The sequence below is a fragment of the Janthinobacterium sp. GL_088 genome, from assembly GCF_057837845.1.
In genome coordinates, this window is record NZ_CM174453.1 from 1,703,981 (window position 1) to 1,723,286 (window position 19,306).

General features: G+C 59.2%; 22 protein-coding genes. 13 read left to right on the forward strand and 9 right to left on the reverse strand.

The genetic code is table 11. The features are described 5' to 3' along the window. Positions 1–14 precede the first annotated feature (14 nt). The 5 genes from AC3IQ7_RS07660 (at position 15) to AC3IQ7_RS07680 (ending at position 5,273) form a co-directional block, all read left to right on the forward strand. Positions 15–770 (forward strand): SDR family oxidoreductase, encoded by a 756-nt coding sequence (locus tag AC3IQ7_RS07660; protein WP_322427518.1) that lies wholly within the window; start codon positions 15–17, stop codon positions 768–770. 21 nt (positions 771–791) lie between these two features. Further along, positions 792–1,658: a fumarylacetoacetate hydrolase family protein gene (locus AC3IQ7_RS07665; protein ID WP_489208788.1), complete on the forward strand. Its 867-nt coding sequence runs from the start codon at positions 792–794 to the stop codon at positions 1,656–1,658. Between the two features lie 81 nt (positions 1,659–1,739). Continuing rightward, positions 1,740–3,272 (forward strand): sugar ABC transporter ATP-binding protein, encoded by a 1,533-nt coding sequence (locus AC3IQ7_RS07670; protein ID WP_489208789.1) that lies wholly within the window; start codon positions 1,740–1,742, stop codon positions 3,270–3,272. Between the two features lie 18 nt (positions 3,273–3,290). Next, positions 3,291–4,265, forward strand: coding sequence for an ABC transporter permease (locus AC3IQ7_RS07675; protein ID WP_070257549.1), 975 nt, complete (start codon positions 3,291–3,293; stop codon positions 4,263–4,265). Positions 4,266–4,319: 54 nt separating this feature from the next. Beyond that, positions 4,320–5,273 (forward strand): ABC transporter substrate-binding protein, encoded by a 954-nt coding sequence (locus AC3IQ7_RS07680; RefSeq protein WP_035825547.1) that lies wholly within the window; start codon positions 4,320–4,322, stop codon positions 5,271–5,273. Positions 5,274–5,301: 28 nt separating this feature from the next. Here AC3IQ7_RS07680 and AC3IQ7_RS07685 read toward each other — a convergent pair whose 3' ends face one another. Beyond that, positions 5,302–6,213, reverse strand: a complete 912-nt coding sequence (locus AC3IQ7_RS07685; RefSeq protein WP_489208792.1) for a LysR family transcriptional regulator — start codon at positions 6,211–6,213, stop codon at positions 5,302–5,304. A 98-nt stretch (positions 6,214–6,311) separates the two neighbouring features. Here AC3IQ7_RS07685 and AC3IQ7_RS07690 point away from each other — a divergent pair, with 98 nt between their 5' ends. Then, positions 6,312–7,379: an SDR family oxidoreductase gene (locus AC3IQ7_RS07690; RefSeq protein ID WP_489208794.1), complete on the forward strand. Its 1,068-nt coding sequence runs from the start codon at positions 6,312–6,314 to the stop codon at positions 7,377–7,379. Here the strand turns inward: AC3IQ7_RS07690 and AC3IQ7_RS07695 are convergent. From AC3IQ7_RS07695 to AC3IQ7_RS07705, 3 genes are all read right to left on the reverse strand, one after another. Continuing rightward, complete coding sequence (locus tag AC3IQ7_RS07695; protein ID WP_489208795.1) at positions 7,366–8,379, reverse strand: SMP-30/gluconolactonase/LRE family protein; 1,014 nt, start codon at positions 8,377–8,379, stop codon at positions 7,366–7,368. The two genes, AC3IQ7_RS07690 and AC3IQ7_RS07695, sit on opposite strands and share 14 nt — an antisense overlap. Before the next feature lie 76 nt (positions 8,380–8,455). After that, the gene (locus tag AC3IQ7_RS07700; RefSeq protein ID WP_489208797.1) at positions 8,456–8,698 is read right to left on the reverse strand and encodes an Imm32 family immunity protein; all 243 of its coding nucleotides are present in this window, start codon (positions 8,696–8,698) and stop codon (positions 8,456–8,458) included. Between the two features lie 5 nt (positions 8,699–8,703). Beyond that, a complete protein-coding gene (locus AC3IQ7_RS07705; RefSeq protein WP_489208799.1) occupies positions 8,704–9,453 on the reverse strand; it encodes a hypothetical protein in 750 nt (249 codons plus the stop codon). A 274-nt stretch (positions 9,454–9,727) separates the two neighbouring features. On the opposite strand from AC3IQ7_RS07705, the gene AC3IQ7_RS07710 reads away from it, so the two are divergent. After that, a complete protein-coding gene (locus AC3IQ7_RS07710; protein WP_070303981.1) occupies positions 9,728–9,970 on the forward strand; it encodes a hypothetical protein in 243 nt (80 codons plus the stop codon). Positions 9,971–10,016: 46 nt separating this feature from the next. On the opposite strand, the gene AC3IQ7_RS07715 is transcribed toward AC3IQ7_RS07710, so the two are convergent. Together AC3IQ7_RS07715 and AC3IQ7_RS07720 are read right to left on the reverse strand one after the other, a co-directional pair. Continuing rightward, positions 10,017–10,385, reverse strand: a complete 369-nt coding sequence (locus AC3IQ7_RS07715; RefSeq protein ID WP_099378877.1) for a hypothetical protein — start codon at positions 10,383–10,385, stop codon at positions 10,017–10,019. Between the two features lies 1 nt (position 10,386). Continuing rightward, positions 10,387–10,728, reverse strand: a complete 342-nt coding sequence (locus tag AC3IQ7_RS07720; RefSeq protein ID WP_099378878.1) for a hypothetical protein — start codon at positions 10,726–10,728, stop codon at positions 10,387–10,389. Between the two features lie 361 nt (positions 10,729–11,089). Between AC3IQ7_RS07720 and AC3IQ7_RS07725 the strand changes: the two genes are divergently transcribed. The 5 genes from AC3IQ7_RS07725 (at position 11,090) to AC3IQ7_RS07745 (ending at position 15,184) form a co-directional block, all read left to right on the forward strand. Then, positions 11,090–12,691 carry a sensor domain-containing diguanylate cyclase gene (locus tag AC3IQ7_RS07725; protein WP_489208802.1) on the forward strand — a complete coding sequence of 534 codons (1,602 nt, stop codon included), beginning with the start codon at positions 11,090–11,092 and terminating at the stop codon, positions 12,689–12,691. Between the two features lie 125 nt (positions 12,692–12,816). Beyond that, positions 12,817–13,662 carry a hypothetical protein gene (locus AC3IQ7_RS07730; RefSeq protein ID WP_489208804.1) on the forward strand — a complete coding sequence of 282 codons (846 nt, stop codon included), beginning with the start codon at positions 12,817–12,819 and terminating at the stop codon, positions 13,660–13,662. 14 nt (positions 13,663–13,676) lie between these two features. Beyond that, positions 13,677–14,129: a hypothetical protein gene (locus AC3IQ7_RS07735; RefSeq protein ID WP_489208806.1), complete on the forward strand. Its 453-nt coding sequence runs from the start codon at positions 13,677–13,679 to the stop codon at positions 14,127–14,129. 211 nt (positions 14,130–14,340) lie between these two features. Next, positions 14,341–14,802 carry a penicillin-insensitive murein endopeptidase gene (locus AC3IQ7_RS07740; protein WP_489208808.1) on the forward strand — a complete coding sequence of 154 codons (462 nt, stop codon included), beginning with the start codon at positions 14,341–14,343 and terminating at the stop codon, positions 14,800–14,802. 13 nt (positions 14,803–14,815) lie between these two features. Beyond that, complete coding sequence (locus AC3IQ7_RS07745) at positions 14,816–15,184, forward strand: hypothetical protein (protein WP_489208810.1); 369 nt, start codon at positions 14,816–14,818, stop codon at positions 15,182–15,184. Between the two features lie 406 nt (positions 15,185–15,590). Here AC3IQ7_RS07745 and AC3IQ7_RS07750 read toward each other — a convergent pair whose 3' ends face one another. The 3 genes from AC3IQ7_RS07750 to AC3IQ7_RS07760 form a co-directional block, all read right to left on the reverse strand. Next, on the reverse strand, positions 15,591–16,010 hold the full coding sequence (locus AC3IQ7_RS07750) for a hypothetical protein (protein WP_099378885.1): 420 nt from the start codon (positions 16,008–16,010) through the stop codon (positions 15,591–15,593). Between the two features lie 209 nt (positions 16,011–16,219). Further along, the gene (locus AC3IQ7_RS07755; RefSeq protein WP_489208812.1) at positions 16,220–16,771 is read right to left on the reverse strand and encodes a GNAT family N-acetyltransferase; all 552 of its coding nucleotides are present in this window, start codon (positions 16,769–16,771) and stop codon (positions 16,220–16,222) included. 205 nt (positions 16,772–16,976) lie between these two features. Then, the gene (locus AC3IQ7_RS07760; RefSeq protein ID WP_489208814.1) at positions 16,977–17,294 is read right to left on the reverse strand and encodes an HNH endonuclease; all 318 of its coding nucleotides are present in this window, start codon (positions 17,292–17,294) and stop codon (positions 16,977–16,979) included. Positions 17,295–17,771: 477 nt separating this feature from the next. Between AC3IQ7_RS07760 and AC3IQ7_RS07765 the strand changes: the two genes are divergently transcribed. Next, on the forward strand, positions 17,772–18,992 hold the full coding sequence (locus AC3IQ7_RS07765; protein ID WP_489208816.1) for a hypothetical protein: 1,221 nt from the start codon (positions 17,772–17,774) through the stop codon (positions 18,990–18,992). The last annotated feature ends 314 nt before the right edge of the window (positions 18,993–19,306 follow it).

The window sequence follows — 19,306 nt, forward strand, 5'->3', positions numbered from 1 at the left end:
AAAAAGGAGACAACATGACCGCCAGACTACAAGGCAAAATCGCCCTGCTCACCGCCGCCGGCCAGGGCATCGGCCGCGCCACGGCCGAAGCGTTCGTGCGCGAAGGCGCCACGGTAATTGCCACCGATATCAACCAGGCCCAGCTCGACGTGCTGAAAGAGGCGACGGGCTGCGCCATCCGCCGGCTCGACGTGACCGATGGCGCGGCCATCACCGCGCTGGCCGACGAGATCGGTCCCGTCGATATCCTGTTCAACTGCGCCGGCTTCGTCGATGGCGGCACCATCCTCGACTGCGACGATGCGGCGTGGGACCGTTCCTTCGACATCAACGCGCGCTCCATGTACCGGCTGATGCGCGCCGTGCTGCCCGGCATGCTGGCACGGGGCGCTGGCTCCATCGTCAATATGTCGTCGGTGGCGTCGAGCGTGAAGGGCGCGCCGAACCGTTTTATCTACGGCACCTCGAAGGCGGCAGTGGTAGGCATGACGAAATCGGTGGCCGCCGATTTCGTCACGCGCGGCATCCGCTGCAATGCGATCTGTCCCGGCACCATCGAGTCGCCGTCGCTGAAGGAACGCATTGCCGCGCAGGCGGCGGCGACGGGCTTGAGCGTCGATGAAGTGCAGGCCGCGTTTGTCGCCCGCCAGCCGATGGGCAGAGTGGGCAGGGCGGAGGAAATCGCCGCGCTGGCCGTCTACCTGGCTTCCGACGAATCCGCTTTCACCACCGGCATGACTCACGTCATCGATGGTGGCTGGTCCAATTAATTACAACAACGAGAGACACACATGAAACTGATGCGTTATGGCGCCAAGGGCGCTGAAAAACCTGCACTGATCGATGCTGACGGCGCCGTGCGCGACCTCTCCGGCGTGCTGTCCGATATCACGGGCGAGACCCTGGGCAAGGATGGCCTGGCAACCCTGGCCGCCATCGATATCGCCAGCCTGCCGGTGGTGGACCATCCCGGCCGCATCGCGCCGCCGTGGAAGGGCGTGGGCAAGTTTCTCTGCGTGGGACTGAACTATGCTGACCATGCGGCCGAATCGGGCATGGCCGTGCCGGCCGAGCCGGTGCTGTTCATGAAGGCCACCAGCGCCATGATCGGCGCCAACGATGCCGTGGTGATGCCGCAGGACTCGAAGAAAAGCGACTGGGAAGTGGAGCTGGGCGTGGTGATCGGCACCACCGCGCGCTATGTGAGCGAAGCCGATGCGCTGTCGTACGTGGCCGGCTACTGCGTTGTCAATGACTTGTCCGAACGCGAGTACCAGCTGGAGCGCGGCGGCCAGTGGGACAAGGGCAAGGGCTGCGATACCTTCGGCCCGATCGGCCCCTGGCTGGTCACAAGCGACGAAGTGGCGGACCCGCAAAACCTGGGCCTGTGGCTGGAAGTGAACGGCAAGCGCGTCCAGGATGGCAATACGAGAACCATGGTCTTCGGTGTAGCCAACCTGGTCAGCTATATCAGCCGTTTCATGACCTTGTACCCGGGCGACATCATCAGTACCGGCACGCCACCGGGCGTGGGCATGGGCCAGAAACCATCGGCCGTGTACCTGAAGCCGGGCGACACCATGCGCCTGGGGATCGAAGGCCTCGGTGAGCAGAAGCAGACCGTGCATGCGTGGAATCCGGAACTGATCGACGGTTAAACCAGTAGCAGACCGGCGTGCCGCCAAGGTGCTCAGACATCGGCGCGCCGGCCTATGGCAGTGGAGTGGAGGAGACACACCATGAATCAATCCGAAGAGATACTGGCGCTGAACCAGGTCAGCAAGCGCTTTCCAGGCGTGCTGGCGCTCGATAACGTCAGCTTCAGCCTGCGCAAGGGCGAGGCGCATGCGCTGTGCGGCGAAAACGGCGCCGGCAAGTCCACCCTGATGAAGGTGATGAGCGGCGTGTACCAGGCCGACGAGGGAGAACTCGTCTACAAGGGCAAGGTGTGCAGTTTTTCCTGCAGCGTGGATGCGGAGGCGGCCGGCATCGCCATCATCCACCAGGAACTGAACCTGATCCCGCACCTGAGCGTGGCGGAGAATATTTTCCTGGCGCGCGAACCGGTGCGCGGCATTTTTATCGACCGTAAAAAAATGCGTCTTGATGCACAGGCGCTGCTGGACCGGCTCAAGCTGCGCATCGATCCGCGCCAGCTGGTCAAAAACCTGTCCTGCGCGCAGCAGCAGATGGTGGAAATCGCCAAGGCCCTGTCGCTCAATACGGAAGTGCTGATCATGGACGAACCCACGTCGTCGCTGACGGAAAGCGAGACGGGCCAGCTGTTTGACATCATCAATGAACTCAAGCGCAATGGCGTGAGCGTGGTCTACATCTCGCACCGGCTGGAAGAGATGCAGCACATTATCGACAGGGTGACGGTGCTGCGCGACGGCAAATTCGTCTGCACCGATGATTTTGCCGCCACCACCCTGGACGCCATCGTGGCAAAGATGGTGGGCCGCACGCTCGATGAAAAATTTCCCGACCGCGTCTCGACACCGACCGCCGACGTGCTGCTGCGCGTGACCGATTTGCACCGCAAGGATGTCTTCGGCCCGTTGAGCTTTGATTTACGGCGCGGCGAGATCCTCGGCTTTTCCGGCCTGATGGGCGCGGGGCGCACGGAAGTGGCGCGCGCCATCTTTGGCGCCGATCCCCTCACCAGCGGCGCGATCCACCTGGGCGACATGGCGGTGACGATCACCAGTCCCATCGACGCCATCGGCCACGGCATCGCCTATCTGTCGGAAGACCGCAAGAGCCACGGCCTGGCGATCCGCATGTCGGTGGCGGCCAACCTGACCCTGACGAATGTGTCGGGGCTGGCGAACCGGTTCGGCTTCATCGATTTCGCCAGGGAAGAGGCGGTGGCGCAGCAATACATCGCGGCGTTGGGCATCAAGACGCCGACCTCGAAACAGATCGCGCGCAATCTTTCCGGCGGCAACCAGCAAAAGATTGTCATCAGCAAATGGCTGTACCGCGAATCGAAAATCATCTTCTTCGACGAACCCACGCGCGGCATCGACGTGGGCGCCAAGTTCGCCATCTACCAGCTGCTCGACAAGCTCGCGTCGGAAGGCATCGGCGTGGTGCTGATCACGTCCGAGCTGCCCGAGATCATGGGCATGACGGACCGGGTGGCCGTGTTCCATGAAGGGCGCATCAGCGGCATCGTCAATACGCGCGAGTCGTCGCAGGAAGAGATCATGCAGTTGGCGTCGGGGCGCGTAGTCAGTCCCACTCCTGGCCAGGTGGCAGCCCATTAAAAACAGAAAGCTTAAAAAATGAACAAAGAACTGATCCAAAAATTCGCCGCGCTGGGCAGCCTGTCGCTGTTGCTGCTGGTGTTCTCCCTGACCAGCAACGCCTTTTTCTCCGTCAGCAACGGCATGAGCGTGGCCTTGCAAGTGACGTCGATCGCCTACCTGGGCATTGCCGCCACCTGCGTCATCATCACGGGCGGCATCGACCTCAGTTCCGGCTCCGTGCTGGCGCTGGCCGGCGTGGCCGCCGCGCTGCTGGTGAAAAGCGGCGTGCCCGTGCCGGTCGCCATGCTGGGCGGCGTCGTGGTGGGCGCCATGTGCGGCGCCGTCAACGGCTTTTGCATCACCCAATTGAAGCTGCCGCCCTTCATCGCCACCCTGGGCATGATGCTGATCGCGCGCGGCCTGGCGCTGCAGGTGACGGGCGCGCGCGCCATTTCCGGCCTGGGCGATTCGTTCGGTGAACTGGGTAACGGCGTGCTGTGGCGCATCGAGCGCGACACGGGCGGCACCTTTCCCGAAGTCGTCTTCCCCGGCATTCCGTATCCGGTGGTGCTGATGGTGGTGATCGCCGTGGCCGTCTCCATCATGCTCAGCCGCACCACCTTTGGCCGGCATATCTATGCCGTCGGCTCGAATGCGGAAGCGGCGCGCTTGTCCGGCGTGAAGGTGGGCCGCGTGACCCTGCTCGTGTACACCCTGTCCGGCGCCTTGTCGGGCCTGACGGGCTGCGTGCTGATGTCGCGCCTGGTGACGGCGCAGCCGAACGAGGGCGTGATGTACGAACTCGATGCCATCGCCAGCGCCGTGATCGGCGGCGCCTCGCTGATCGGCGGCATCGGCACCATTTCCGGCACTGTCATCGGTTCCTTCGTCATCGGCATCTTGCGCAACGGCTTGAACATGAACGGGGTATCGAGCTTTATCCAGCAAATCATTATCGGACTGGTCATCTTGCTGACCGTCTGGATCGATCAGAAGCGCAACCGCGCCTGAAGCAGCAGCTGAAAGTAGTCACACCCATAAATCTATAATTAAATGAGGACGACAATGAACACCATCAAAGCCATGTCACTCGGTCTGTTGACCGCAGCATTTGCCCTGAGCTCCAGCGCCGCCTTCGCCGCCCCGGGCGAGATCGCCGTGATCGTCAAGACCACCAATTCCAACTACTGGCAAAACGTCAAGAAGGGCGCCACGGCCAGCGCGGCAGACGCCAAGGGCTACAGCCTGACCTTCCAGGGACCGGCATCGGAATCGGCCATTGCCGACCAGGTCAGCATGGTGGAAAACGCCGTCACGCGCAAAGTGGCCGGCATCGTGCTGGCCGCGTCGGACCCGGATGCGCTGGTGCCGGCCCTGAAAAAGGCGTGGGAAGCGAAGATTCCCGTGGTGCTGATCGATTCGCTGGTGGCAGACAGCGGCAAGCGCTATTACCAGTCCTTCCTGTCGACCGACAATGAAGCGGCCGGCGAGCAAAGCGCCAAGGCCCTCATTTCGCAGGTCGGCAAGACGGGCAAGATCGCCGTGATGTCGTACGTGGCGGGCGCCGGTTCCGAAACGGGCCGGGTGGGCGGCTTCAAGCGCTATATCGAAAAGAACTCGCAGCTGCAGATCGTCGGCACGTATTACTCGCAGTCGCAGATGGCCACGGCGCTGAACCAGACGACCGACGTGCTGGCATCAAATCCTGACTTGAAGGGTATCTTCGGCGCCAACGAGCCGACGGCCGTGGGCATGGGCCGCGCCATCGCGCAGGCGGGCAAGGCCGGCAAGGTGATCGCCGTGGGCTTCGATGGCAATGAAGACTTGAAAAACTTCGTCAAGGACGGCACCCTGTACGCGACCGCCGTGCAAGGTTCGTACTCGATGGGCGCACTGGGCGTGAAAACCCTCGTCAGCCTGATCGAAGGCAAGAAGGTCGCGCCGTTCGTCAACACGGGCGTGGTGATCGTCACCAAGGCCAATGTCGATCAGCCGGAAGCGAAGAACGTGTTGTACTGATTTTTCACGTCTTCAGATACTCAGATCCTCAGATCGTCAGGCGCTGGCGCAACTCCTGCAGCAGGGTGCCCGTCTTCGGCGTCAACTGGCGCGCCAGCGGCCATGCCAGATACAACGGCAGGCCTGGCGTGGCCAGCTGCGGCAGCACGGCGACGATGGCGCCTGACGCCAGGTGTTCTTCCACCAGCCACGTGGCCAGCTGCGCCACGCCTAGGCCCGCCAGCACGGCGGCGGTGCGCGCCTCGGCGTCGCCCACCGTCATGCGCGGCGCGGCCACGCGGTATTCCAGCTGACCGCCCTTGTCCTCATCCGGGAACAGCCACGGCATGGGCGAACCGTCGCCACGGCCATAGGCGATGCAGTCGTGCCGCTCCAGTTCCGCGACGGAGGCGGGCGTGCCGCGCCGCGCCAGGTAGGCGGGCGCCGCGCACAGGATCAGGCGTTCCGCCCCCAGCTGCATCTGGCCCAGCGCGGCGGGCCAGTGCGATGGCGCGCCGATGCGCACGGCGATATCGATGCGCTCCTCGAACAGGTCGACGAAGCGGTCGCTGAAGGCGATCGATGGCTGCAGCCCGGGATACTGCGCGCACAGGGCCAGCAGCGCCGGCATGACGCGCAGGCGGCCGTACGAGGCGGGCACGCCGATGCGCACCTTGCCCGCCAGTTCCGTCGCGTGTTCGGCCAGGACGTCTTCCGCATCGGCCAGTTCCTGCAGCACGCGCTTGCAGGTGGCGTAGTAGGCGCGGCCCGCCTCGCTCAATTTCAGGCGGCGTGTGCTGCGCTCGAACAGGATCACGCCCAGCCGCTCCTCCAGCCGCGCCACGCTCTTGCTGACGGCTGAACTGCTCAGGTGCAGCCGTGCGGCCGCCCTGGTGAAGCTGCCAGCATCCGCCGTGGCGAGAAAGGGCGTGATGCCCTTCAAATGTTCCGATGAAAACATGATTGAGGAATTTTATTCACGAATAGGGTGAAATACTATCGCAGATAAGAATTTCTGTCCGCTATATCATGGTGTTTCACACAGGTATGGGAGTACGCATGAACAAGCACGCATTGATTATCGGCGCCAGCGGCGTTATCGGCAGCAATCTGGCCACGCACTTGCTGGCGCAGGGCTGGCAGGTGACGGGCGTCTCGCGCGGCCGCACGCCCGTGCCTGCCGGCTGCGCGGCCCTGTCGCTCGACGCGACGGATGGCGCTGCCGTCGCCGCCGCGCTGGCTGGCCTGGACGCCAGCCACGTCTTCTTCACAGCCTGGGCGCGCCAGGCAAACGAGCAGGAAAACATCCGCGTCAATGGCGCCATGGTCTCCAATGTGCTGGCTGCCCTGGGCCCCACTGGCCATTTGCGCCATGCGGCGCTGGTGACGGGCCTCAAGCACTACCTGGGACCGTTCGATGCGTATGGCAAGGGAGCCGTGCCCGTCACGCCGTTCCGCGAGGAGCAGGGCCGTCAGGACGTGGAGAACTTTTACTATGCACAGGAAGACCGGCTGTTCGAAGCGGCCGCGCAGTATGGTTTTACGTGGAGCGTGCACCGCCCGCACACCATCATCGGTTACGCGCTGGGTAATGCCATGAACATGGGCCTGACCCTGGCCGTGTATGCCAACTTGTGCAAGGCCGGCGGCCAGCCCTTCGTCTTTCCCGGTTCAAGCGCCCAATGGCACGGCTTGTCCGACATGACGGACGCAGGCCAGATCGCGCGCCACCTGGCATGGGCGGCCGACAGCCCCGCCGCGCGCAACGAGGACTTCAATATCGTCAATGGCGACGTATTCCGTTGGAAGTGGTTGTGGCCGCGCCTGGCCGCCTACTTCGGCGTCGAGGCGGCGGACTTGCCCGAGGCGATGGCGCCGCTGGCCGACCGCATGCAGGACGCGCCCGCGCAGTGGCGCGCCATCGCGCAGCAGCATGGCCTGGTGGAGCTGGATGTCAGCCGCCTCGCTTCCTGGTGGCATACGGATGCCGACCTGGGGCGGCCGATGGAAGTGATGACGGACATGGGCAAGAGCCGCAAGGCGGGCTTTCTCGATTATCAGGATACGCCCGATGCCTTCTTCAATCTGTTCGAGAAGTTGAAGGCGGAGCGCGTCATTCCGCGCTGACGGGTTCCGTGGCGACCGGTGGCGGGGCTGCTGCTGCTGCTGCTGCTGCCGCATTTGCCGCATTTGCCTTATGCTGCTGCGCCCGCTGCCATTCCAGGCCAGGGCGGTCGACGCGGAATTGCAGCAGCCGTCCCTGCACCACTTCCGTCACATACGCCGTGCGGCCATCGGGGCCGCCGAAGGTGATGTTGCTGGGCTTGGCGCCGGGCACGCTGATTTCGCGCAGGATGCGCCCCTGCGGCGACAGTTTCACGACGCTGCCCTTGCCGTAGCGCGTCACGTACAGGTTGCCGTCGACGTCCACGCGCATGCCGTCCATGCCGAAATCGTCGAACTTGATCAGCAGGCGCTTGCCGCTCAGGCTGCCATTGGCGGCGATGTCATACATCCAGATATTGCGCTGCACGCTTTCATTCACATACAAGATATTGCCGTCGGGACTGACCTCGATGCCGTTGGCCGTGCCCATGGTGTCGAGCGCCAGGGTCACCGTGCCGTCCTTTGCGATGCGCCACACGCGGCCCGTATTTTCCTTCCAGTTCGGGTCGCTCGCATACAGCACGTCGTCGGCCGTGATGGCGATGTCGTTCGGCTGCGTCATGCGCGGCTCGCGCGCGTGGATGGTCAGCGCGCGCGTGGCCGGGTCGACCAGGTAAATCGTGTGTTCCATGTAGTCGGCCAAATACATCTGGCCCCGGCTGCCGAAGCGGATGCCGTTGGCGATGCTGGTGCCGGGCAAGGTCAGGTACACCTCGCCAATGCCGCCGGGGCTGACCTTGCCGATGGTTTGCTGGCGCGCAAAGTTGACGGCATAGATATTGCCATCCGCATCCACGGCCGGGCCTTCGATGCCCTTGGTAAAGGAATGCGCGGGCGTGAGCGTGGTGGCGAGGAACAGCGTTTCGTGCGCGGGCTGGCTGGCGCAGGCGGACAGGCTGGCCAGCGCGGCGGCCAGCACGGCCGTGCGCAGCGATGGCAGGGCATATCGGGATTGGTGCATCAGTGTTCTCTGTATGGCAAAGGTGGCGTATGTTACCCGACGCGCGCAGACGGAGGCGCCTGGCTAGGCGGCCACCCTAGGCAGCCACCACAACGAGATCGGGGAAGTCGTCCTGCCAGCCATCCCACTCGTCTTGCAGATGGGCGTGCATGCCGGCCCGGTCTTGCGCCTGCTCAAAGGCATCCGCGCTGGCCAGCAGAAAATGGGCGATGGCGCGCAAGGTGGCCGGGTCGGCCTGGATGGTCACGTCGGAACAACGTTTGGGACGTTCTGCGGCCTCGTCTTGCAGATAGCAGTGCAGCGATAAATGTGTACTCATGGGTGTCAGTTGTTGATGTAGGCGCCCAGCATGGTGTGTGCGTTCAGTGCGGCGCGGGCCGCTTCCAATTCCCCTGGCTGCAGGTACCAGAAGATCCAGTCGGCATGCTCTTCGCAGCGGCCATACGCCTGCATTGCGTCGCGCAGGGCTTGTCGGCGCTCGGGCGGCAGCGCATCCAGTCGGGCTTGCGTAAAACCATTGATGGGATATACATCCCGCAGGTGCGAGTCTTGCAGTCCGCGCCGCTTGATGGCGGCCCAGTTATTTGCGGGGCAAGGAATGCCAAAGGTCATCGGATGGGCCTCGTCGAGCTGCCGGTAGCCGAGTGCGTAGCCGGTGCCATAGCCCTGCGTTTCAGCGTAGCAGTACATATACTCGCAATGCTCGAACAGACCGGGTATGGCCCGCGCAGCGTCGAACAAGGGCGCCTGCGCAAGCTTGCTGGCGCGTATGGCCAGCACGAACAACGAGCCCGATGAATACACGACAAGCGCGTCGCAGTTGGTGGTCTCGTCGGCTTCGTCGGGCGGCACGATGCGCGGTGAAAACAGCTCGATGCTGTCGGTCTCTGGCGCAAACAGCATCTTCTCGTAATTTCGCTTTGAGAACTTGACGACCTTGCCGCGCTTGTTGCCATAGCGCTCGACGGGTTCGCCGATGTGCGCGAACCAGGCAAACAGCTGCGCGCTGGCTGCGGCGGCGATGAAGGGGCTATCTTTCTTGAATTCGCCTACCAGGAAGTGATATTGATCCATGTGTCGTCAGAGTAAATGGGCAACGCGCATGATGCCATGCGCGGACCCCCTGTGCCTAGCGCGCACGTGAGGAATGGTGCTGGCCATGGATGCATGGTGGCGGTGCCGCACGGGCGAGATGGAAAAAGATGCGCGACTGGACGGCGCAATGGCCGGGTTGAGGCGTATGATGGAAATACAGATGTGGTTGCCGCAAGGCCGTGCGACCGGCACCGGCCGCACATCTTGCAGGTTTTTTTCGTGGTTTTGGCAGCAATGACAACGAGGAGACATCATGGACAAACCCGAATTCATCCTGGCCGCCAAGGCCATGGAAACGCTGGAGATGTATCAAACCTTTTACGGCCACTCCAGCGAATACCAGGCGCACCAGCAGGAAGTGCTGAAACTGCTGCGCCACAAGGGCGCCTCCCTGCTCGTTTCCGAGCATGGCCCGGCGAAATTTTTACTGGCCTTTGCCGATGCGCTGGAAGCGGCCAGCTTGCCGGGCGAGTATGTGCCGTTGAGCCGGCGGTAGGGGCTTGTGAGCCTGGTGCCGTTGACGGTGCCAGGCAACAGGCGATCTAGCAAATCGATCCACCTATGCTTTTTCCACTGCGCAAGTTAAAGCCGAAGTAGCACCTATGGCCGTCGGGATCCCGGACACAGGAAACATTTTCCTTGTCGCGTTGTCGATAGCCTTGCTCCAAACTGCAGCGCTCTTTTGAATCCGGAGCCATGGAGTCAAACATGTCCTTGGCCACTGCCCCCGTGACCATGAAAGAAATCTTGCGTTCATGCGGTGTCGGCGGTTGTTGCTCGCCCAAGGTATTCGAATAGATCAGATAAGAACCCTTGAATGGCCTGTATTCGCCCCAGTCGCTGTTGCCGGCCGCATAAGCCAGTGAAAGCAGGGTGAGGGCACCCCACGCCAGAGCATACTGCTTTTTCATTTCAAGCTCTCAGTTCCAGGTGAAAGTGATGGTCGTGATTTTTGAACGGCGTCACGAATGGAATGCCGGTATCGTTAAACAGCACCCGACGCACATTGGCATGGGCACGAAAAAGTGCGATGAGCTTTGCCGTCGCGGCTTGATCGTATTCTTTGTTGTACCAATGTACCGGTATGGGCAGGCCATCTTTGCGCAGTGGACGTATGTCCACCTCCAGGCCGGACTTGTGCGTGGAGTGTTGCCCATACTCGGTCCCGTTCGCCAGGCTAATGTTGCCGATACCAAATTTCCGTGTATCCGACGCCTGCCATTCGCGCTCCACATACAGCAGTGCCATCATCATATTCGGGTGCGCATTGGCCCGCACCCCTGCCCGGGGTACCATAGACGTAGTACCCGGCACCCTCCGGAGCCTGCGGCAGGATGACGAAACCGCGCTTATCCCTGGGCTGAACTTCAAGCATGGTCAACTCCGCTATGCGCAACGGTGGGGGAGTTGGCATTGTTTTGCATTCCTTTCCATAGGTAATTGCGGTATCGCAAACAGTGGCGAACTGGAACCGGATTCATCGATAGCATGTGAAAGGACTCCTTGCCCGGCAAGTGTCACGGTAACTTTTTTATATCGTGTTTGTGACGATGTGTGAGTATGTCGCCACCTATTTGGTGCACACTCTGCGGCATATCAAACCGGGAGTGTACCCATGACCAGGTCACGCAGCTTGCCGCCACGATTGCTGGGAGCTGGCTTCCGTGGCTTTTCCCTGCTGCCGCTGGCCATCTCATTTGTCGTGCTGGTGTGCCTGTCGCTCTTGGCGATCCAGTTATGGATGACCTTGCGGGCACGGGAAGTGCAACTGAATGAAGCGGGCCGTGAAAGCGCCAATCTGGCGCAATCCGTTGCGCAGCATGCCTATGACACCATCAAGGAGGCCGATACGGTGCTGGTCGGACTGGTGGAGCGGGTGGAAACAGATGGTGTTTCCGATTCTGAACTGGCGCGTACGCACAAATTGCTGGTGACCCGTGTCGCCGAGTTGCGCCAGTTGCACGGCATTTTCATCTATGCCAGGGATGGCAGCTGGCTCGTGAACTCGCAGAAAACGCTGTTGAGCAATCTGAATAATTCTGATCGGGATTATTTCAACTACCATCGAACGCATGAGGACCGGGGGCCGTATGTCGGTCCTCCCGTGCGCAGCAAATCAACGGGGCACTGGATAGTCACTGTGTCGCGGCGAATCAACATGCCTGACGGAAGTTTTGGCGGCGTGGCGCTGGCGACCATCGACATGAATTATTTCCGGCAGTTTTACGAACGCTTTTCGATAGGAAAAAAAGGCGCCATTTTCATTGCGAATGGAAAAGGGATTCTTTTATTGAGACGGCCCTTCGATGAGAGTTTGCTGGGACGTGATCTTTCACAATTTCCCGTGTTTCATGATTATTTGCCCAAAAGTCCCGTTGGCACGGCAGTGATCAAGTCGCGAGTCGATGGCGTGACGCGTATCAATAGCTATCGAAGAATCGAGGAATACCCACTGGTGGTCTCTGCCGCATTGTCACAGGATGAAGTGCTCGCCGAGTGGCGTCTCGACATGATTTTGCAGAACGCGGTGGGGGGCGTGTTGGTACTGCTGATTGCCTTCATCGGATACCGCGTGGTGCGGCAAATCGATTTGCGGGTCAAGAGCGAAGCGGGTTTGCTTGAAGCGCGCAATGAACTGGAATTGATCAATGAAACCCTGGCCCGTCTTGCCAACCAGGATGGCTTGACGGGGCTGGCAAACAGGCGCCACTTCGACCAGTCGCTGCTTGCCGAGTTCAGCCGTGCGCAGCGTGAAAATAGTGCTCTGGCACTCGTGTTGATCGATGTCGATTTCTTCAAGCAATACAACGATATCTATGGCCATGTGGTTGGCGACGAGTGCTTGAGAAAAATCGGCAAAGTGGTCGGCTACAGCATGCGCAGGCCGGGCGACCTTGCGGCGCGCTACGGTGGCGAGGAAATGGTCATTTTATTGCCCGGAACGGATCTGCCGGGTGCCTTGGCGGTGGCGGAAGGCGTCCGCCAGGCCGTGCAATCGCTGGGCGTCGAGCATAGTGGCAATCCCCTTGGCGTAGTGACGGCCAGCGTCGGCGTGGCCGCTTTCATGCCGACGCACCTGGAAAATCAGGCGGTCGAGTTGGTTGAACTCGCTGACAAGGCACTCTACAGGGCAAAGGCATCGGGAAGAAATCAGGTCTGTTATGAATCGTCTTGCGAGCCTGCCGAGCAGGCCGCGACTGCTTTTGCATTTCGATAGCCATTTTTGAATGGTGGCGGGGTGGGCGTCAACTGCAGATCCTGGGTGGCGCGTGCGCCAGTCTGATCCATGTACAATCGGCAACATATGGATCGACGTATCCGTCCCTTCACTGCGGAGTACGCTTGAGCGTGACACAAATATTGCAAACCTGGCTACTGGCCTGGCGGGAAGCCTTTACGTGCGTTGGCCTGGGGCTGCGCGATGCGCGTCATGCGGGGCTATGGTGGCGCTCTGCGCTGTGGTGCATGGCGGTCGTGGCGCTGTGGCTGGGACTGTATAGCTGCTTCGGTCGTTTTTTTGTCGAGCTGAGCGCCATGCTGGCGCTGGTGTCCGTCACCGGCTTGCTGGGCCTGGGCGTGATGGATGGCATCGGGACGCTGGCCAACGGGCCTGCCACGCTTTCGCAGATGGGCAATATCGCCGGCGGCTTGGGCAGTGCCGCCAAAGCTCTGTTGTCGATAGGCCAGATCGCCCTGGCCTTGCTGGCGCTGGCTGGCTTTTTCTATGTGATGGTTTTTAGCGTCGGCGCCATCGGCACGGCGCGCTTGCCGTTGCGCTGGCTGTTGCTGGAGCGCGCCAAGGCTGTGGCAGCGCGCCGCTATGCCGCTTGGCAGCCGCCGGCCGGCCTGGATGCATCCTCCGCGCGCCCTGTCTGGCGGCGGCGCCTGTTGCTGCTGTTTTCCCTGCTGATTCCGGTGTGGGCCATGTGCGTGCTGATTTCGTACTTGCTGGCCTGGAATGTCCAGATGGTCTACGGCGCGGCGGCCGACAAGGTGCTTGGCGCGGAACAGCAAGCGGCGTTGCGCCGCGAACAACGTCCGGCGATTTTTGCCCTCGGATTGCTGTTGTGTTTGCTGATGCTCGTACCGGTCCTCAATTTACTGGTGCCAGCCTTGCTGTGCAGCAGTGTTTGCCATTTGCAGCGCCGCGGCTGGCGCGCAACGGGGTCACCAATCAAGGTGGAGTGAACAAGGAGTGAACAATGAGTGAACACGCAAGACGCGGCACCCTGGAGCGGGCGATTGAAATTGCCGCCGCCATCCATGCGGGCCAGACGGACAAGGGCGGTGCGCCGTACATACTCCACCCCTTGCGCGTCATGCTGCGCGTCGCGCCCGGTGCTCAGCAGATCGTTGCCGTGCTGCATGATGTAGTGGAAGACAGCGATGGAAAAATCACCTTCGACGACCTGGCGCGCGAAGGATTTCCCCGGGAAGTCATCGACGGCGTGCGCGCCGTGACCAAGATCGACGGCGAGTCCTACGAAGCGTTCATCGCCCGCGCGGCCTTGGACCCGGTCGGCAAGGCCGTCAAGCTGGCGGATCTGGCCGAGAATAGCGATTTGTCGAGGATAGATAGGCCGACGCAGAAGGATCTGGAGCGGGTGGAGAAGTATCGGCGGGCGATGGAATATTTAAGGGGTGATGTTTTTTAACTTCGAAATGGCGCAACGCCATCGCTTCAACTGGCAACAAGTCCACCAACGTACGGATCTTTGATCCTTCGCAATGCTCAGAAAATGCATAGCGGTAAGAATTGTCGAGCGCACAGATTTCTTTGCGAGCGTGCAAGGAGTCCTGCCAAGGGGGGGGGGCATCCTGCCATTGGTTTGAGCTGAGTTCGGGATTTTACATTCAGGAGTACGCATGCTGGAATTGCAGCCAAAGGATGCACGCGGCTATTTCAATCTTCCGCAACGACCTGAAGGCGCGGGATATTACACCTACGGGACGCCGCCGAATGGCGCCGGCCAATATGCGCATCCCAAGCTGCTTTCGCTCCTGTTTTTGGTTGAGCATCAATGGCAGGGTATCGATAACCGGAAAATTGGTTTTGGAAATATCAGCCTGGCTGATGGCGCTCCCTACAGTGAACATAAAAGTCATCGAAGCGGAAAAGACGTCGACGTCCGATTGCTTCGCAAAGACAAAATGGATAGCCCTGTAACAAGGTTTGACTCTCAGTACGACCGCGATGCCACGGCCCAGTTAATCCGCATATTTTTTAAATTCAGCTTTGTCCACGTTATTTTTTTTAATGATCCCACTATTCCCCGGGTAAGACCCCTCATACGGCACGACGACCATTTTCATGTCACGATCAAGTAGCAAGGCTGATGATATGAAACGCCTTCTCGCTGTTTTTCTTCTTCTTGTTTTGGCTATGGCCATGGCCCAATCCGCTCCCAAATGGCTATTTTCTTACCAGTCATTCAAAGGCCGCTATGCGATTTATGGCGGAAGCCTGAGCGATCCGCAGCCGCCAACCAGGAAAGACAAGCGCATCGCGTTCTGGGTCGACGGCAAGGCGGCGAAACAGCTATTTGATGCGATGGGGCCCGACTTGCGCAACGCGTGCGGCGTGGATGGCGAATATCGATTGCGCCAGCGGGCGGAAGTGAGCTGCTCCTACCATCCCCGTGATGGCCATCATTGCGACTTTGGCTTTGATCTGCTGACGGGGCGCAGCATCGGCGGCTCCATATGCTGAGGCGCGCCAGCCTGCTAGGCATCACGCTACTGTGCCTGCTGTTGGCGCACCAGGCTCGGGCCGTATGGGCGTTTGCAGAGAGGAATTTTTCAGCTTCGTACGCGATCTATGGCGGATATCTTGACGAAGCCGTAGTCCCGATTGCGGGCGATACCAAAGTCGCGTTTCGTTTGACGGGAGCCGTTGCCAGAGACATGTTCGATGCCATGGGGCCGGATTTACCCAATGGCTGTCCCGATGCACAAATACGCGTTCGCCATCGTGACATGCTGCTGTGCCGATATCGGCCAAAGGATGGCCATCACTGCGATTTTGGCTTTGATTTGTCGACGGGGTTGAGTATCGGAGGAGCGGTTGGTGGGGCGGTGTGTGGCGAGTAGTGGGGGCGGCGGTGGACCTTCAAGGGTCACCGGGTACGAGCAAGCGCCTTGCGGATGGCCTGCTCGACGGGGCGGTCTATCAGCGCCAGGACGATCACCACGGCAGCGGTAACAATCAGTCCCTCCAGTAAAGCAGGATCCGGAAAAAGTTGCTGATTGGCGATGGCAGCGGGCACTGTTACACGCTTCCAGAGAAGCAGCAGCAGGGCGGCGCCAGCGGCGAGCAGCATGGCTGGACGACGATGGTGCAAGCGGGCGATTTGCCCCATCAGCAGCAATGCGATACCCCACGCAAAAGGATATACGCCGTGGTCGAACAGGATCATGCGCTCGTCATAGTAGACGCCGGTGTGCCACGTAAAACGGGAGAAGCCGAAAAGACCATAGACGACGAGGGCCACAGCTAGCACGAGGAAACTGGAGGAAAGCAGGCGCGCAATTTTCATGGTTGGGATTTCTTTGCCAATGCGTCGAGATCGCTCCCGGCCAGGTGGTGCTTCTGCGTGGTTACTTTGATGATCTTGCCTTTGCTGACTATGGCTCGCTGGCCATGTCTGTAGTCCTGCTCACTATTTTTCTCGCCGCCGCTCATTATGTTCGGGTTGGTCTGGTCGGCGTGACCGATAACAACGGAGGCAGACTTGAACGAGGCTAATTACGAGGCAATGGACGCGTGATGAGGAAGCGTGTTATTGGAAAGTTGGCAGACCATTACCATCATTCCAATTTCTGCCATGTCCGTTTTGAAGGGGATTTCACAGCGTTCTTGAAAACCGAGGCTTGCGTAGAAGCGCCGAGCACTTGAATTGGTCTTGAGTACATCGAGCCATACCAAGCTCTCCCCGCGCTTTATCGCCAGGTCGTAAATGTAGCTTAAAAGCTGTTTTCCATAGCCACGCCCGGCCTCGGATTTGAGGAAGTATATCTTTTGGAGCTCTAAGCCCACCTCACCGATTATTGGCACCGGCTTCGACAAGTTGACCTTGGAAAATCCTACGACTTTGCCGCCTTCGTCGGAAGCAACAAGCCAGACTTGGTTTAATGAATTCAGCGAACTTTCAAGCGCGCTGGGCGAAAAATCTTGGTCTAAGAAATCTGATATTCCATCAGAGGACCAAATTTCCGAAAAATGCTCTCGATAGGTCTGACAGCCAATTTCACGTAGAGTACTCAGGTCAGCGGTTCTGGCTTCACGAATATTAATCATATTATTTCGATCTAGTGAGAGGGGATGCAATGTAGGACGACATTGTAAATTCCTTCATTCCATCTATCGACGAAAATTCATTGCTTATTTGCAAATTTTCGTGAATGAAGGGACATCCCCTGGGATTTAAATCGTGGCATATATCCGATGATCCGCAGGCGAAAGCGGACAAAGCCGATTAGCGCTCTGAATCGCTACCAGTAGCTTAAGACCGCGATTCACCGCGTGGGAATTTATACCGTACCAGCAGCGTAGGCCCTTTGCCGCCGGATGGCGTCAGCAGTATCTCGTCACCGGGCTGCATCTCTTCATACATTACCGTGCAACAGGTCGGCATAGAGTGGCCGCGCGCGGGATAAATGCCAACGTCGGTGTGCAAGGTCGCAGCGCGTACGTCCACGCTGGTCTTGCCGGCCTTTCCTTCTTCTTGCAGCAGCTTGCGCAGTGCGGTGACGAAGTCCCCTTTGCTGAGTCTGGCAGGTGCTTGGGTGGCTTGCGGGCGAGCAGTTGCGTCGTTTTTCATGGCAGTTTCTTTCAGTGAATACATGGCCGCCACTATATCATTGGCTCCTGATGTTGCATGGCAGTCAGGAGGTAGATTTCATCGTTTAAAACCGAACACAATTTCCGCTTGTGATCCGGTCGCCTGATCTGCATCCGCAAGGAGTAAGAGGCAGGTTGAGCTAGTCCGGCATTCGTACACGGCCTGAGCGGCTGATGTTGTTGCTAGGAAAAACCGCCTGCGGCGCAAGAGCCAGCCAGACGAATCGGAGAGGGTTGCGCTTGCAAGCGCAACCCGGTTTTGCGGCGCCGAGCTGCGCTCGCCGAAGTCCCGCAAAACCCCCGCGTCCGTACCGGACGCGGATGCGACGCCCGCGTTCTGCATGCATGGAATAAATAAAAAGGGCCTCCCCGCCAAAACGGGGAAGCCCTTTTTATTTATTCAGTGGTGGAGACGGCGGGAATCGAACCTACCGTAAACTTAGATCTTTTAGGCATCTTGAAGGTTTTGCTGGCAAAATGCAGACAATCACCCGCAATGGCAGCTGTCGGCCAAAAGCGGGCGTTGATGTTCGATCGAGACCGAGCTTCAGCGTGGTCGGGCAGCGGTGGCGCTGCCTGTTCGCGCTGTCGATGCGATCCAGATCGTCAGCCTGCTTTACCGACAGCTTCTGTGCAATGCCCGTCACCTAAGCATCGCATACGTGAGAGCGCTGGTCGAGCGCATGGCGGCGATGATGCCAAACCTCAGCACGGCGCCGTAGTACACGACCTGGCGACGAACAATATTGCTCAGGCTACAATAAGCCTACACTTTTCAATGGAGACTCTAGTGGATTTGCGGGACAAATTTAAAATCGCAGTGTTGCAAGCCAATGCAACACAGTTCGAAATACTATTCTCCAAGGTGAAGAACTACGTGCACCCGGACTTCGCGCAGGTGAAGCCACACGGTAATATCGGAGATCGCGGAAACGATGGGTGGCTGCCAAGCTCAGGTACATACTTCCAGGTCTACGCACCGGAAGAGCTTTCCACTAACAACGAGAAAGCACAGACCAAGGTCAAGGATGACTTCAATAAGCTCAAAGCGTATTGGTCAACTATCACGCCGATCCGAAATTTTTACTACGTTTTGAACGATAAGTTCCAAGGGGTGTCAGCTCATATTTCGAAAACCCTAAGTGAGATCCAAAGAGCAGAGTCTTTGGACGCCAGCGGAGTCTATGACACTGCATGTTTGGAACGAGAGCTTTTTGCGTTGCCAGAGGATCAGATTTGCAGCGTTCTAGGGGTCAGCCCGATTAGCTCGAACCACATAGAAGTTGACAAGCAAAAGGTAAGGGAATTCTTGGACTACTTTTCCCTGGCGCTTGCGGAACTTCCTGGGCGAGGCAGTGAGGCAGGATATTTTTTCCCTATGAACGTGCTGATGGAATACGCTGACAACCTTGGCAACGACTGGTTTTTTCAGCGACTTAAATCAAAGAATGTCGTGGCTGGTCAGCACCAGGATGCTTTCAGAGGTTCACTCGCAGCCATGTTTCAGCAGCTTAGGATGGACTCATACTACGACGACATAGGGGCTTCTCTAAAATACAAGCCCCCTTTCGACCTCAAAAACCGCGATGACCTCATCGAGAAACGCAAGGAAAGCATGGGCAAGCTTATTAGCCAGATGATATCCTCATATAACGGTTTAAAGGACTACGCCGCATAATTGTAACGGCTCGCGTTTGAAAATAGATTCCGCTTTCGGCCAGTTGCAGACGTATGTTTATTGATACGATACCTAACTACCTAACCAAAGACTTACATCGAAGGATTAAAAGATTGAACGATATCGTTAGTAAATTCGATCCTATCGTTGCATGTACGGAAGCGGACATGTTCTTGGCTGCTGCGGATCGATGTATGGAGCAGAGGCAGCTAGAAGGAGGGATTCATTTCGACCAACTAGTCCAACCCTCTATCGTATGTGCCGTGTACGCACTTGAGGTTTGTCTCAAGTGCCTATACTTTCAGGACAAGGGT